Below are 12,805 nucleotides of genomic sequence, written 5' to 3'. Positions count from 1 at the left end.
GCCCTCGGCTCCCGCCCCGGTGCACCCCGCCCCGGAGGGATCGTTCTCGTCCCGCCGCGACCGCCGCGAAGCGGAGGGGCACCGGCTCCGCACCGCGCCCGCCCGCCGCGGGGCCTCCTTCTTCCGCCCGTCCCCGCGCACGCTGGCGCTCGCCGTCTCCGGCGGGCTCGTCGTCGTGGCCGTCGCGTCGAGCCTGAGCCTCACCGTCGGCACCGGCTCCTCGGCCGAGTCGGCCACCGCGACGCCCTCCGCTGCTCCGACCTCGACCAGCGTCGCCGTGCTCCCCGCGACCACCGCCTCCGCCCGGGTCGTCCTCAGCTCCGTCTCCACCACCTCCGGCACCGTCGCCGGCGGCACGAGCGTGACGCTCGAGGGATCGAACCTGGACTCGGTCGCCACCGTGCGCTTCGGCGAGGCCGAGGGCAGCGTCGCGGTCGACAACCCCGACCAGATCACGGTCACCGCCCCTCCGGCCGACGGAGAGGCAGCGGGCGAGGTCCCGGTCGCCTTCTTCGACGCCGACGGTCAGGCCATCACGTTCGACGCGGTCACCGACTCCGCCGCGGCGGTCACCGTCGACGGGACCCCGGCCGACGCGGTGCAGCCGGCCGTCGACACGTCGGGCGCCGCGGAGGGCACGACGGCCGAGGCCTCGACCGACCTCGCCGCCCCGACCGCGACCGCCACTCCCAGCCCCGCCGCGACCGGCGTGCTCGCCAGCACGAAGGTCGTCGCCTCGGCGATCACCTTCGCCTACACGCCCGACCCGGCGATCGAGGCCGCGAAGGCCCAGGCCGCGCTGGACGCGAGCCGCCTGGCCTCGCAGCTCGACTACCTCTCCACCTACTGGAACGACTACAACTCGGCCCAGTACGGCGTGATCTCGGGCAACGACTGCGTCAATTTCACCTCGCAGTCGCTGATCGCCCGCGGCTGGGAGATGGACGGCGAGTGGAGTTACTCCTCCTCCGGCGGCTACAGCTCCGCCTGGGCGTCGTCGACAGCGTTCAACGCCTACCTCGCCGCGCACCCCGAGCGCGCGACCGCCATCCCCGACTCCGAGCGGAGCCGGGTGAAGCCGGGCGACATCGTCCAGTTCGACTGGGACGGCTCGGGCGACTGGGACCACACGGGCGTCGTGACCAGCGTCGACGGCGACAGGATCCTCTACTCCTCGCACACCGCCGACAACCACGACCAGAGCATCGACGCGGCCTCCGCCGGCCGGATCATGTTCTGGGGCGTCTGACGCTCGACGCACCCGCTCCACGCACGACGACGGGGCCGCCACCGCTGATGCGGTGACGGCCCCGTCGAGGTTCCGGTCAGATCACTTCTTGAAGACGTCCTTGACGTCCTCGCCGACCTTCTTGGTGTGGGCCTTGGTCTGGTCGGCCTGGCCCTCGGCCTCGAGGCGCTCGTTGTCCGTCAGCTTGCCGACGGCCTCCTTGGCCTTGCCGACCAGGTTCTCGGCTGCGTTGCGGATCTTGTCGTCTGCACCCATGAGGGGCTCCTTCTGTTCGGTGTGACCATCCGCCGGCGGGTGCCGGGGAAGCTGCGGGACCGGGGTCAGGCGACCCGGTCCTCCTTGGAGAAGCCGGCCCGGGCGCTCGAGGCGACCTCGAGCAGGACCGGCAGGCGGGCGCCGAGCAGGGCGTCGAGCGCGTCGACCTCCTGGTGCACGGCGTCGACCACGGTGCGGGGCGAGACGCCGCCGCGGGGGAGGACGCGCACCTTCAGCGCCGTCTCGGAGCCGTGGCGGTAGGCCGCGACCGTGACGTCGAGGAGCTCCGTCCGGCCCGCGAGGGCCGTCTCGAGGACGTCCTCCGCGAAGCCAGTCGCGATCTCGATCCCTCCGGCGGGCGCGCCCTCGGCCTCGTCGCGGAGGACGGTGCCGGTGCGGCCGTGACCGTGGGCGAAGGCCATCACCAGCGCGAGGACGATGCCGAGGAGGCAGATCCCGACGACGGCGTAGAGCGGCCAGAGGACGGCGGCATCGCTCCAGGCGGTGCCCTCCTCGGGGGAGAGGCGCGACACCAGGGCCGCGCCCTCGCCGTCGGCGAAGGAGAGGACGGAGTCGCGGACCGGCTGCGAGACGGCGATCAGGACGGCTCCTGCGCTGACCAGCGCGAGCACGAGCCCCACGACGAGCAGGACGAGCCGGTTGACGAAGCGATTGCTCGTGGTCATCAGATCCTCCCGGAGGTCGAGACGCGGACGGTGGAGCGCGGGGCGGGCTTCGCGCCGATGCGGGCGAGCTCCTCGTCGACGGCGCTCTGCACGGCGTCGCGGTCGACCGCGATGCCGGAGGCGGGTGTCACCTCGACCAGTGCGGTGCGCCGCCCGAGCGAGGCGCGGGTGTCGTCGCGGCGGGAGTGGGCGGCCGTGCGGGCTGCGCGGGCCAAGGAGGAGGCGATCACGCCGTCGTCCACGACCACGGCGAGGCGGTCGTCGTCCACGGTGTGGCGGGCCCGGGCCCCGGGCGCCAGTGCGAGCACCAGCAGGACCAGGGCGAGAACGCCCGCGCCGACAGCCACGCCGATGAGGGCGGGGTTCGCCAGCGACGCGACTCCGACGATCGCGCCCAGCAGGGCGGACGGTGCGGCGAGCAGGGGCGCGGCACCGAGGATCGCGAGCACCGCCTCCGTGCCGACGTAGGCCGCGACCAGGGCGATGAGCACCAGGACGACGATCTGCGCGGCGGAGCGGGACTTGTGGGTCTCGCGACGGAGGTAGCGGCTGTAGCGGGTGTCGGGCGCCGACGGTGCGGGGCTCATGCGACTCTCCTCGTGCTTCGGGTGCGGGTGCCCGTGACCCGGATGTCGATCCGGCTGACGGTGCGCCCGGTCAGCGCCTCCATGCGGGAGGCGATGCGGGTGCGGTCGCCGTGCAGGCGCTCGAGCAGGGAGCCGCCGGCCGGGGCGGTGCCCGGCTCGACGACGACCGGCGCGGTCACCGCGAGGGCGAGGCCGCCCCGGTCGTCGGAGAGGCGGACGCGGATCGCGGAGACCTCCACGCCCAGCTCCTCGTGGACGATCGCCACGGCAGCGCGCTCGATGGAGCGGACGGTGATGGTGACGGTGCCCGCCACCGGCGATGCGGGACGCGTGTCGAGAGCGGTCACGGAGGGCTCCTAGCGGGAGGTGGTGCGGCCGCGGAACACGTCCACGAGGCTGCGCACGTCGAGGGTGCCGTCGGCGATGCGGGCGATCACGACGCCGAGGGCCATGAAGAGGGCGGTGAGGACGAAGCCCCAGAAGCCGAACATCAGGGCCGCGAAGGCGAGGATCGCGCCGACCACGACACCGAGGACGGTGCTGCGGCCGCCGGGGGCGGTGGGCGCGGGGCGCTGGAAGTCGCTCATCGGACGCGGCTCTCGGTGGCCTCGTCGTCCTTGTCGTCGCCCGGGATGTGCACGTCGACGACGGCGACGTTGATCTCGGCGACGGACATGCCGACCAGCTCGGTGATGGCCTCGGAGACGGCGGCGCGGACGGAGTCGGCGACCTTCTGCATCGACACCGGGTACTCGACGACGATCGTGACGTCGGCTGCGACCTGGGTCTCTCCGACCTCGACGCTCACGCCCTGGGCGTGGTCGGCTCCGCCGACGGCCTGGCGGATCGCGCCGAAGGCGCGGGCGGCGCCGTTGCCGAGGGCGAAGACGCCGGGGACCTGGCGGGCGGCGATGCCGGCGACCTTGGCCACGACGCTGTCGTCGATGACCGTGGTGCCCTGGGCGGTGCCGGAGGTCCGCGAGCCGCCGAGGCTCGTGACCGTGTCGACGGAGGTCTTGTCGACGCGGGTGGTGGAGGGGGTGCGCGTGGTGTCGCTCATGAGGTCTCCTGGACGTCTCATCGGCTGCCGTTGCTGAGCAGACCGGGGTCGAAGGCCCGGCGGAATTCCGGTCGGGCTGTGCTTTCATGAGTGAGACGGAGCCCGGACGGCGTTCGTCACGGTGCTCGGCGGACTTTTTCCTGAGCGTCACCTGAGAGGCGGCCCGAGGCCGCGTGAGCGGAGAGGGAGGAGGCGCCGTGCCCGGACTGGAAGCGGCGAGCGACGCGCTGCTCGCCGAGCGCTCCGCCGAGGGCGACGTGCGCGCCTTCGAGGTGCTCGTCAAGCGGCACCAGTCGATCCTCCGCGCCTACGCCTGGCGGCTCACGGGCTCGCAGGCCGATGCCTCCGACGCCGTGCAGAACGCGCTGATCACGGTCTGGGCGCAGCTCCCGCAGCTCAAGGAGCCGGCGAGCGTGCGCAGCTGGATGATGCGGATCGTCAGCCGCTCCAGCGTCGACCTGCTGCGCCAGCGCCGCCCGACCGACGACGTCGACGCCGTGGAGCATCCCCCGGCCCGAGAGCCCGGCCCGTTCGAGGCCGCCGAGCAGAGCGACGCCATGCGGGCTCTCGCGCACGCCCTGTCCGAGCTGCCGGAGTCGCAGCGGCAGTGCTGGGTGCTGCGCGAGGTCGGCGGGGAGTCGTACAACGAGATCGCCGATCACCTCGGTCTCACGGTGACCGCCGTGCGGGGCAAGCTCGCCCGCGCGCGCGAGTCGCTGGTCGTGGCGATGGAGGACTGGCGATGAGGGAGCAGACGCGATGAACGCGGACCAGGGTCCCGGCGACGGGACGGAGCGCGCGGCGGAGCACGAGGTCGTGCTGCCGGTCGTGCCCGGGCAGCAGGCGGATCCGCCGGCGCAGGAGGGCGACGGCATCGGCATCGACGAGCTGAGCGACTACCTCGACCGCGGGCGCACTCCGTACGACCCCGCCATCGAGGAGTCGCCGGAGCACCGGCGCACTCTGCGCGCCCTCGAGCGCGTGCGCGCCCTCTCCGGCGCGCTCATCGACGACGACGCCGCACGCCTGCCCGCGCCGGAGGAGAGCTGGTTCGGCTCGATCCTCACCCAGGTGCGCCGCGAGTCGCGGGCCGGACGCGACATCCCGCTGGCGAGCGTCCAGCCCGACGTGGCGCTCACGATCACCGAGGGAGCGGTCCGCGGACTCGTGCGCGAGGCGGGCGACAGTGTCGCCGGCGTGCTGGTCGGCCGCTGCCGCCTTGTCGGCGACATCGCCGAGCCGGGCGCGGAGGTCGTGGTGGAGCTGACGATCTCGGTCTTCTGGGGGGTGCCGATCGCCGAGGCGGCCCAGCAGGTGCGCGAGCGCGTGCACTCGCGGCTGCTGACGCAGACCGAGCTGAGGGTGTCGAGGATCGACGTCCGCGTGGAGGACGTCTACGTCCCCGGGACGGAGGAGTCGTGAGCGGCCTCGAGGCGGCGGCCCCGGTCGATCCGGTGTCCGCGCTCGCCGCGGAGCTGCGTGCCCTGGACGGCGTCGCGACCCTGATGCCGGCCAGGCCCGAGGTGCGCGACGTGCTCGCGCATGCGGCGACGACGCTGAGCGCGACCGGGATCGTGGTCGAGCCGCTGGGCACAGCGAGCGGCGGCACGTTCGCCGATCCGGTCCTGGTCCGCGTCGCGGGGGACGAGGTGTCCGTGGCCGTCGACCTCTGCGTGACCGCGGAGGCGTCCGCGCCGGACGTGGCGCGCGCGATCGGAGCCGCGGTGCGCGAGTGGTGCGTCCGGGTGCATCCGGAGCTGCGGCCGCGGGTGACCGTCCGGGTCGCCGCGATCGACTAGCCGGATCGGGGAGCGGGCGCGGCTGTCCGCAGGCCGCGACGCCTCGCCGCGAGGAGCGGAGCCGGGCCGGGCGGTCCCGTGCGTCTCTCCTGCGGAGTGCACGCTGCCGACCGGAGCGACGGTGCTGCGGGCCGCCCGCGGTCGGTGTCCGCTCCGTCCTCCCTGAGGAGTTTCCCGCTCAGGCGAGCCTCCCGAAGAGCTTCCCGCTCAGGCGCGCTCGGCGAGGAACGCGTCCGTCTCGGCCGCCGTCGGCGCGGACACCGCCGCTCCGGCGCGGGTGACCGAGATCGCCGCGGCCGCGCTCGCCCAGCGGGTGAGGGCGACCAGCTGCTCCGGATCGTCGAGCCGTGCTCCCGTGGCGGCGAGCCGGGCCGAGAAGGCGCCGCAGAAGGTGTCGCCGGCGCCGGTGGTGTCCACGGCCTCCACCCGGAAGGCCGGGGTGCGCACCGGCTCGCGGTCGCGGACCGCCACGACGACGCCGTCGGAGCCGAGGGTGACCAGCACGAGCGGCACCAGCGCGGTGAGGGCAGCGGCGAGCGCGTCGTCGTCGGCGGCGGTGATGCCGCGATCGGCGGCGAGCTCGCGGGCCTCGTGCTCGTTGACGATCAGCACGTCGAGCACCGCCAGGAGCTCCTCCGGCAGCGGTCCGATCGGGGCGGCGTTCAGGATCGACACCGTGCCGCCGGCGCGCGCGGCGCGGGCCGCCTCCGTCACCGTCGCTGTCGGGATCTCGAGCTGGAGGAGCAGCGCGTCGGCCGCCGCCACCAGGGCCGACTCCTCTCCGGTCAGCCCGACCAGGGCGGCGTTCGCTCCGGAGTCGACGACGATCGCGTTCTCCCCGCGCTCGTCCACGGTGATCTGCGCGGTGCCGGTGCGGACGTCGCCGCGGCGGGCGCGCAGCTCCAGCGGCTCCTCGCCGAGGACCGCGGCGAGCCGGTCTCCCGCCGAGTCGCGTCCGAGGCTCGTGACGAAGACGGTGCCGGGCGCGGTCCGTGCGGCCGCGACGGCCTGGTTGAGGCCCTTGCCGCCCGGGAACGTGCTCGCGTCGAGGGCGAGCACCGTCTCTCCGGGAGCGGGGATCCGGGCGACCCGGTGGACGTGGTCGAGGTTGGCGCTTCCGAGCACGAGGAGGGGCATGCCCTCGACGTTAGAGCACGCGCAAGGGGGTCCGCCGCGGGCTCGGCCGCACCTACGGTGGAGGCATGGAAACTCGAATCCTCGGACGCACCGGCGCCCCCGTCTCCGTCGTCGGCCTCGGAACCTGGCAGCTCGGTGCCGACTGGGGGGACGTCGCCGAGACCGACGCCCTCGCCGTGCTCGACGCCGCAGTGGAGTCGGGGGTGACCCTGTTCGACACCGCCGACGTCTACGGCGACGGCCGCAGTGAGCGGACGATCGGCGCCTACCGCGCGGCGCACCCCGACGCGCAGGTCTTCGTCGCCACCAAGATGGGCCGTCGCGCGGAGCAGATGCCCGCCAACTACGTGCTCGACAACTTCCGCGCCTGGACCGACCGCTCGCGCGCCAACCTCGGCGTCGACACCCTCGATCTGGTCCAGCTGCACTGCCCGCCCACCTCCGTCTACTCCGACGACGCCGTCTACGACGCCCTCGACACCCTCGTCGCCGAGGGCGCGATCGCCGCCTACGGCGTCTCGGTCGAGCGCACGGAGGAGGCACTGACCGCCATCGCCCGCCCGAACGTCGCGAGCGTCCAGATCATCCTGAACGCGTTCCGCCTCAAGCCGCTCGACGAGGTGCTGCCCGCCGCCCGCGAGGCCGGCGTCGGCGTCCTCGCGCGCGTCCCGCTCGCCTCGGGCCTGCTCAGTGGCCGCTACACGACCGAGACCGTGTTCGCGCCGGAGGACCACCGCAGCTACAACCGCGACGGCTCCGCCTTCGACGTCGGCGAGACCTTCTCGGGCGTCGACTTCGCGACCGGCGTGGAGGCCGCGCAGGAGTTCTCCCGCCTCGCCGACGACCACGGCCTCGCCCCCGCGGCGGCAGCGCTCGCCTGGATCATCCAGCAGGAGGGCGTCACCTCGGTGATCCCCGGCGCCCGCTCGCCCGAGCAGGCCCGCGCCAACGCGGCCGCCGCCTCCGCCGCGCCCCTCGGCCCCGCCTTCATGGAGGCCGTGAACGCCCTCTACGACACCCACTTCCGCCCCACCGTCCACCCGCGCTGGTAGCCGGCCCCCTCCTCACCGCCGCTGAGTCTCCCGAGAAGGCTCGTTCTCCTGGTCGGGAACGAGCCTTCTCGGGCGACTGAGCGCAGCGGCTAGGAGTTCAGCGCCGCGTCCACGATCGTGCGCGCCTCGGCCTGGACCTCGTGCAGGTGGTCGAGGCCGCGGAAGCTCTCGGCGTAGATCTTGTAGACGTCCTCGGTGCCGGAGGGGCGCGCAGCGAACCAGGCGTCCTCGGTGACGACCTTGACGCCTCCGACGGCCGCGCCGTTGCCGGGCGCCTTCGAGAGCTTCGCGGTGATCTCGGACCCGGCGAGGGTCGTCGCCGCGATCGCGTCGCCGTCCAGCTTGCCGAGGGCCGCCTTCTGCGCCTTCGTCGCCACCGCGTCCACGCGCTCGTAGACCGGGTCGCCGAAGCGCTCGGTCAGCTCGCGGTAGAGCGCCGACGGGCTCTTCCCGGTGACCGCCACGATCTCGGAGGCGAGCAGCGCGAGGAGGATGCCGTCCTTGTCGGTGGTCCAGACGGTGCCGTCGAAGCGGAGGAACGAGGCGCCCGCGGACTCCTCGCCGCCGAAGCCGACCGAGCCGTCGACCAGCCCGGGGACGAACCACTTGAAGCCCACCGGGACCTCCCAGAGGCGCCGGCCCAGCGACTCCGCGACCCGGTCGATGATCGAGGAGGAGACCAGCGTCTTGCCGATCGCCGCGTCCTCGCGCCAGCCGGTGCGGTGGCGGTAGAGGTAGTCGATCGCGACGGCCAGGTAGTGGTTGGGGTTCATCAGCCCGCCGTCGGGGGTGACGATGCCGTGCCGGTCCGCGTCGGCGTCGTTGCCGGTGAGGATGTCGAAGTCGCCGGCGCGCGCGACCACCGAGGCCATCGCGCTGGGGGAGGACGGGTCCATCCGGATCTTGCCGTCCCAGTCGAGGGTCATGAAGCCCCAGGCCGGGTCGACCTCCCCGTTCACCACGGTCAGGTCGAGGCCGTGCATCTCGGCGATCAGCTGCCAGTAGTGCACGGAGGCGCCGCCGAGGGGGTCGGCCCCGATCCGCACGCCGGCCTTCCGGATCGCGTCGAGGTCGATGATGTTCGCCAGGTCCGCGACGTAGTGCGTGCGGTAGTCGTAGGTCTCGACCGCGGAGGGCTCGGCCGAGGTCACGCCGCGATTGCCGTCGGCGATGAGCTCGTTGGCCCGGTCGGCGATCCAGGTCGTCGCGTCGGAGTCGGCGGGGCCGCCGTGCGGCGGGTTGTACTTGAAGCCGCCGTCGCGGGGCGGGTTGTGCGAGGGGGTCACCACGATGCCGTCGGCCCGGTCGGTGTGCGCGGGGTCGTTGTTGTAGCGGAGGATCGCGTGGCTGAGCGCCGGGGTCGGCACGAAGTCGTCGAACTCGTCCACGAGCACGCGGACCTGGTTGCCCACCAGGACCTCGAGCGCGGTGGTGAGGGCCGGGCGGGAGAGCCCGTGCGTGTCGGCGCCGATGAACAGCGGGCCGGTGATGCCCTGCTCGGTCCGGTACTCGACGATCGCCTGGGTGACGGCGGCGATGTGGTCCTCGTTGAAGGCCGTGTCGAACGAGGATCCGCGGTGGCCCGAGGTGCCGAACACCACCTTCTGAGCCGGGTCGGAGACGTCCGGCTTCTTCTCGTAGTACGCCCTCACGAGGGCCTCGACGTCGATGAGATCGGAGGCCTGTGCCGGCTTCCCTGCGCGATCGGTCATGCGGTCCATAGTGGCAGTCCGGCCCCCTCCAGGGGTACCGCGGCTGGCTAGGCTTGCGCCATGCCCGACAGCGCCCCCGAGACCCGTGCCTACAGCTATCTCGGGCCCAGCGGCACGTTCACGGAGGCGGCCCTCGCGCAGGTCCCGGAGGCGCGCGGACAGCTGTGGCGCAGCGTCGCGAACGTGGGGGAGGCGCTGAGCGATCTGGTCACCGGCCGCAGCGACGGCGCGGTGATCGCGATCGAGAACTCGGTCGAGGGCGGAGTGACGGCCGCGCAGGACGCGCTGGCGCGGATCCCGGGGCTGCGCATCGTCGGCGAGTACCTGGTGCCGGTGTCGTTCATCCTGGTCGGCCGCCCGGGGACGAGGCTCGAGGAGGTGCGCACCGTCGCCGCGCACCCCGTCGCCTACGGGCAGTGCCGGGTGTGGCTCGACCGCGAGATCCCCAGCCACGAGCACCTGCCGGCCTCCAGCAACGTCCAGGCCACCGTCGACCTGCTGGGCGGATCGCCCGCGGACGCGGCCATCGCCCCTCCCGGGATCGTCGCCCACCACGACGTCGCGGTGCTGGCGGAGCGGATCGGCGACAACCCGAACGCCGTCACGCGCTTCGTGCACGTCTCGCGCTCGCACGCGCTGCCCGAGCCGACCGGCGCCGACAAGACCAGCGTGATCGCCGAGCTCCCGGCCGACCAGCCGGGCGCCCTGCTCGACATGCTCGAGCAGTTCGCGACCCGCGGGGTGAACCTGAGCATGATCCAGTCGCGGCCGATCGGCGACGCCCTCGGCCGGTACCGGTTCGTCATCGACCTCGACGGGCACGTCCAGGACGAGCGGGTCGCCGACGCGCTGATGGGGCTGCGGCGGTTCAGCCCGAAGGTGATCTTCCTCGGCTCGTATCCGCGCGCTGACCGCCGCCCGGTCACCTCCGTGCGACGCTACGACGACGAGGTGTTCCTCGAGGCCCGCGACTGGCTGCGCGGGATCCTCTCCCACGAGCCGGAGGTCGACGATGACCGGGGACGACGATGACGGGTCACGAAAATGACTGACGACGACGAACGGGTCGACCCGCGCTACGACCCGGCCTTCCAGCGCGGGTTCTCGGGACCGGTGGAGCGTCTGAGAGGCGACGAGCGGGCGTTCGCGAGGCCCGGCACGGGTGCCGCCCCCGGCGCTCCCGCCGCCACGTCCGGAGCCGCCGCTCGTTCCGCGCTCCCGGAGTCGCGCGAGGTCCGCCCCGGCTCCTCGTCCGTGCCCGGACCGCGCCGCATCATGGCACTGCCCGACATCGCCGGAGCCGCCGAGGGCCGGCGGTCGCACCGCCTCGGCGCCGAGACCGCGCCCGCACCCCTGCCGGAGCCGGCCGCCGACCCCGCTCCCGCTGCTCCCGCCGAGCCCGTGCGCGAGGCGCCCCTGCTGCGGAACCCGTGGCTCCTCGTGCTCCTGCTCGCCGGCCTCGCGGGGACCCTGATCGGCCTCGCGCTCCTCTACACCGGCTACTCCTCGCCGCCTCCGCCCTACTACGGCGACTCCGACGTGCCCTCGCCCGCGTGGATCCAGCGGCAGCTCCTCTACTACTCCTGCATCCCCCTGCTGGGCTGCCTGCCGGCGTCGCTGCTGCTGGCGGTCGGAGTGGCGGCGCTGCGGTGGCGCGGCGTCGTCGTGCGGCCCCGCGCCGAGGAGCCGCACGAGTCCGCGCAGCTCCTCGAGGCCGAGGCTCAGACTCCGGACGCGCCGAAGAGCAGGCCGAGGAGGTAGGTCACCAGGGCCGCGCCGTAGCCGATCCCGAGCTGGCGCAGCGCCCGGGCCAGCGGCGGGGCGCCCGAGAGCAGCCCGACGACCGCGCCGGTGGCGAGCAGGGCGATGCCCACGAGCACGCAGGCGACGACCACCGCGGCGAGCCCCGTCAGGCCGAGCAGGTAGGGGAGCACCGGGATGATCGCGCCCGAGGCGAAGAAGCAGAAGCTCGACAGCGCCGCGCCCATGCCCGTGCCGATCGACTCGTGCTCGTCGACGTCGGGGTCTCCTGCGGGACCGCCCAGCGTGATGGGGGAGGTGACGGCGCCGCCGCGCAGGCCCGTGAAGACGGAGGCGGCACGCGCGTCGGCCTGCTCCTGGGTCATCCCGCGAGCGCGGTAGACCAGGGCGAGCTCGTTCGCGTCGACGTCCAGATCGGGGACGATGCGGTTCGCGTCGAGGTCCGGGCTGGAGGCCGAGAGCAGCTCGCGCTGCGAGCGCACCGAGACGAACTCGCCCGCGCCCATCGAGAGGGCGCCGGCGAGCAGGCCCGCGATGCCCGTGAACAGGACGACGCCCGTCCCGACTCCGCTCGCCCCCACTCCGAGCACGAGGGCGAGGTTCGAGACCAGGCCGTCGTTCGCTCCGAAGACCGCCGCGCGGAACGTCCCGGAGAGGCGGTTGCGACCGCGCTCGGCGAGCCCGCGGACGACCTCGCCGTGGATCCGCTCGTCGGCGGCCATCGCCTCGGTGGCGTCGTCGTCGTCGGCGTAGGGGGAGCGGGCCTCGGCGCGCTGGATCAGGGCGAGGACGAACACGGAGCCGAAGCGGCGGGTGAGGAAGCCCAGGAAGCGCGTGCGGAGGTCCGGGCGGGGCGCGGGCTCCGCCGCGGAGCCGAGGAGCTCGCGCCAGTGCTCCTCGTGGCGGCCCTCGGCCACGGCGAGCGCGAGCAGGATCTCCCGCTCCTCGCCGGAGCGGCGGCCGGCGAGGTCGCGGTACACGGAGGCCTCGGCGAGCTCGTCGGCGAGGTAGCGGCGCCAGCGGCGCACCTGGGCGGGACTGGGGGTGGGGGCGGTGGTCGCCATGCGATCTCCTGGCTCAGGTCCGCCGACCCGCGCGAGAGGACCGGTCAGGACGTGCGTCGACTGACCGAAGGTCTCGTTCGCCCCGGCCGGAGCCGGGGTGGAGCGCCGGGCCCGGATCGTCCCGGACCAGCATGTCGACGCGCCTCGTCGTCCGCTCGGCGGACGGTGGGAACTACTCCCCTTCGCGGGGACCACCGTAGCCGAGATCGGAGGAGAATGCCCGGCCGATCCGTGGGCCGCCGGGCGGACGTCCGCCCGGCCCGGGGCCGGAGCATCGTCGAGGACGCTCGCGCCGGGTCAGAGCGAAGCGGTCGCCCGGGCGGCGCGGCGGGCCTGGCGCTCGTGCTCGGCGTCCAGGAGCGTGCGCGTGGCGGGGACCGCCAGGAACTCGACCAGGGTGTCCGTCTCCTCGACGATGCGCTCGGCGCGGTCGAGCGGGTCGG

The 12,805-nt window shown here is 73.9% G+C and carries 16 protein-coding genes; 7 read left to right on the top strand and 9 right to left on the bottom strand.

Features of this window, described 5'->3' with window-relative positions; all coding sequences use genetic code 11:
* A partial coding sequence (locus C5C59_RS16635; RefSeq protein WP_146083128.1) for an amidase domain-containing protein occupies window positions 1-1,249 on the top strand: 1,249 nt, incomplete at its 5' end.
* A gap of 81 nt (window positions 1,250-1,330) precedes the next feature.
* Here C5C59_RS16635 and C5C59_RS16630 read toward each other — a convergent pair.
* The 6 genes from C5C59_RS16630 to C5C59_RS16605 all read right to left on the bottom strand — a co-directional run bounded on the left by C5C59_RS16630 (window position 1,331) and on the right by C5C59_RS16605 (window position 3,837).
* Window positions 1,331-1,504 (bottom strand): CsbD family protein, encoded by a 174-nt coding sequence (locus tag C5C59_RS16630; RefSeq protein ID WP_104226788.1) that lies wholly within the window; start codon window positions 1,502-1,504, stop codon window positions 1,331-1,333.
* A 65-nt stretch (window positions 1,505-1,569) separates the two neighbouring features.
* Window positions 1,570-2,190 (bottom strand): hypothetical protein, encoded by a 621-nt coding sequence (locus C5C59_RS16625; protein WP_104224951.1) that lies wholly within the window; start codon window positions 2,188-2,190, stop codon window positions 1,570-1,572.
* Entirely contained in the window at window positions 2,190-2,777 is a 588-nt protein-coding gene (locus tag C5C59_RS16620) for a DUF6286 domain-containing protein (protein ID WP_104238099.1), read from the bottom strand. Before C5C59_RS16620 ends, C5C59_RS16625 begins: the two co-directional genes overlap by 1 nt.
* Complete coding sequence (locus C5C59_RS16615; protein WP_104224953.1) at window positions 2,774-3,124, bottom strand: hypothetical protein; 351 nt, start codon at window positions 3,122-3,124, stop codon at window positions 2,774-2,776. The genes C5C59_RS16620 and C5C59_RS16615 overlap by 4 nt, the downstream gene beginning before the upstream one ends.
* A 9-nt stretch (window positions 3,125-3,133) precedes the next feature.
* Entirely contained in the window at window positions 3,134-3,364 is a 231-nt protein-coding gene (locus C5C59_RS16610; RefSeq protein ID WP_104224954.1) for a DUF2273 domain-containing protein, read from the bottom strand.
* Window positions 3,361-3,837, bottom strand: coding sequence for an Asp23/Gls24 family envelope stress response protein (locus C5C59_RS16605; protein WP_104238098.1), 477 nt, complete (start codon window positions 3,835-3,837; stop codon window positions 3,361-3,363). Before C5C59_RS16605 ends, C5C59_RS16610 begins: the two co-directional genes overlap by 4 nt.
* Before the next feature lie 197 nt (window positions 3,838-4,034).
* Here C5C59_RS16605 and C5C59_RS16600 point away from each other — a divergent pair, with 197 nt between their 5' ends.
* From C5C59_RS16600 to C5C59_RS16590, 3 genes are read left to right on the top strand one after another with little or no spacing between them, the layout of a single operon-like run.
* Window positions 4,035-4,583 (top strand): RNA polymerase sigma factor, encoded by a 549-nt coding sequence (locus C5C59_RS16600; RefSeq protein WP_104224956.1) that lies wholly within the window; start codon window positions 4,035-4,037, stop codon window positions 4,581-4,583.
* 13 nt (window positions 4,584-4,596) lie between these two features.
* Window positions 4,597-5,259 (top strand): Asp23/Gls24 family envelope stress response protein, encoded by a 663-nt coding sequence (locus C5C59_RS16595; RefSeq protein ID WP_104238097.1) that lies wholly within the window; start codon window positions 4,597-4,599, stop codon window positions 5,257-5,259.
* Complete coding sequence (locus tag C5C59_RS16590) at window positions 5,256-5,636, top strand: hypothetical protein (RefSeq protein ID WP_104238096.1); 381 nt, start codon at window positions 5,256-5,258, stop codon at window positions 5,634-5,636. Before C5C59_RS16595 ends, C5C59_RS16590 begins: the two co-directional genes overlap by 4 nt.
* A 207-nt stretch (window positions 5,637-5,843) precedes the next feature.
* Here the strand turns inward: C5C59_RS16590 and C5C59_RS16585 are convergent, their stop codons facing one another.
* Window positions 5,844-6,773, bottom strand: coding sequence for a ribokinase (locus tag C5C59_RS16585; protein WP_104238095.1), 930 nt, complete (start codon window positions 6,771-6,773; stop codon window positions 5,844-5,846).
* A 65-nt stretch (window positions 6,774-6,838) separates the two neighbouring features.
* Between C5C59_RS16585 and C5C59_RS16580 the strand changes: the two genes are divergently transcribed.
* Window positions 6,839-7,825: an aldo/keto reductase gene (locus C5C59_RS16580; RefSeq protein ID WP_104238094.1), complete on the top strand. Its 987-nt coding sequence runs from the start codon at window positions 6,839-6,841 to the stop codon at window positions 7,823-7,825.
* A gap of 89 nt (window positions 7,826-7,914) precedes the next feature.
* On the opposite strand, the gene pgm is transcribed toward C5C59_RS16580, so the two are convergent.
* A complete protein-coding gene (gene pgm, locus C5C59_RS16575; protein ID WP_104226793.1) occupies window positions 7,915-9,537 on the bottom strand; it encodes a phosphoglucomutase (alpha-D-glucose-1,6-bisphosphate-dependent) in 1,623 nt (540 codons plus the stop codon).
* A gap of 60 nt (window positions 9,538-9,597) precedes the next feature.
* Between pgm and pheA the strand changes: the two genes are divergently transcribed.
* Window positions 9,598-10,569 carry a prephenate dehydratase gene (gene pheA / locus C5C59_RS16570; protein WP_104238093.1) on the top strand — a complete coding sequence of 324 codons (972 nt, stop codon included), beginning with the start codon at window positions 9,598-9,600 and terminating at the stop codon, window positions 10,567-10,569.
* A gap of 12 nt (window positions 10,570-10,581) precedes the next feature.
* Window positions 10,582-11,298, top strand: a complete 717-nt coding sequence (locus C5C59_RS16565; RefSeq protein WP_104238092.1) for a hypothetical protein — start codon at window positions 10,582-10,584, stop codon at window positions 11,296-11,298.
* Here the strand turns inward: C5C59_RS16565 and C5C59_RS16560 are convergent.
* Window positions 11,259-12,362, bottom strand: a complete 1,104-nt coding sequence (locus tag C5C59_RS16560) for a VIT1/CCC1 family protein (protein WP_104224963.1) — start codon at window positions 12,360-12,362, stop codon at window positions 11,259-11,261. The two genes, C5C59_RS16565 and C5C59_RS16560, sit on opposite strands and share 40 nt — an antisense overlap.
* Window positions 12,363-12,805: the final 443 nt, after the last annotated feature.

The sequence above is a fragment of the Rathayibacter sp. AY1F4 genome, assembly GCF_002931775.1.
Taxonomy (GTDB): domain Bacteria; phylum Actinomycetota; class Actinomycetes; order Actinomycetales; family Microbacteriaceae; genus Rathayibacter.
Note: the sequence above shows the minus strand (reverse complement) of the source record. Positions and strands in the feature narration are given on the sequence as shown.

What these genes read in the sequence shown, in the direction of transcription:
- C5C59_RS16630 (WP_104226788.1), bottom strand. Translation starts at nt 1,504, where the DNA reads ATGGGTGCAGACGACAAGATCCGCAACGCAGCCGAGAACCTGGTCGGC.
- C5C59_RS16625 (WP_104224951.1), bottom strand. Translation starts at nt 2,190, where the DNA reads ATGACCACGAGCAATCGCTTCGTCAACCGGCTCGTCCTGCTCGTCGTG.
- C5C59_RS16620 (WP_104238099.1), bottom strand. Translation starts at nt 2,777, where the DNA reads ATGAGCCCCGCACCGTCGGCGCCCGACACCCGCTACAGCCGCTACCTC.
- C5C59_RS16610 (WP_104224954.1), bottom strand. Translation starts at nt 3,364, where the DNA reads ATGAGCGACTTCCAGCGCCCCGCGCCCACCGCCCCCGGCGGCCGCAGC.
- C5C59_RS16605 (WP_104238098.1), bottom strand. Translation starts at nt 3,837, where the DNA reads ATGAGCGACACCACGCGCACCCCCTCCACCACCCGCGTCGACAAGACC.
- C5C59_RS16595 (WP_104238097.1), top strand. Translation starts at nt 4,597, where the DNA reads ATGAACGCGGACCAGGGTCCCGGCGACGGGACGGAGCGCGCGGCGGAG.
- C5C59_RS16585 (WP_104238095.1), bottom strand. Translation starts at nt 6,773, where the DNA reads ATGCCCCTCCTCGTGCTCGGAAGCGCCAACCTCGACCACGTCCACCGG.
- C5C59_RS16580 (WP_104238094.1), top strand. Translation starts at nt 6,839, where the DNA reads ATGGAAACTCGAATCCTCGGACGCACCGGCGCCCCCGTCTCCGTCGTC.
- pgm (WP_104226793.1), bottom strand. Translation starts at nt 9,537, where the DNA reads ATGACCGATCGCGCAGGGAAGCCGGCACAGGCCTCCGATCTCATCGAC.
- pheA (WP_104238093.1), top strand. Translation starts at nt 9,598, where the DNA reads ATGCCCGACAGCGCCCCCGAGACCCGTGCCTACAGCTATCTCGGGCCC.
- C5C59_RS16565 (WP_104238092.1), top strand. Translation starts at nt 10,582, where the DNA reads ATGACTGACGACGACGAACGGGTCGACCCGCGCTACGACCCGGCCTTC.
- C5C59_RS16560 (WP_104224963.1), bottom strand. Translation starts at nt 12,362, where the DNA reads ATGGCGACCACCGCCCCCACCCCCAGTCCCGCCCAGGTGCGCCGCTGG.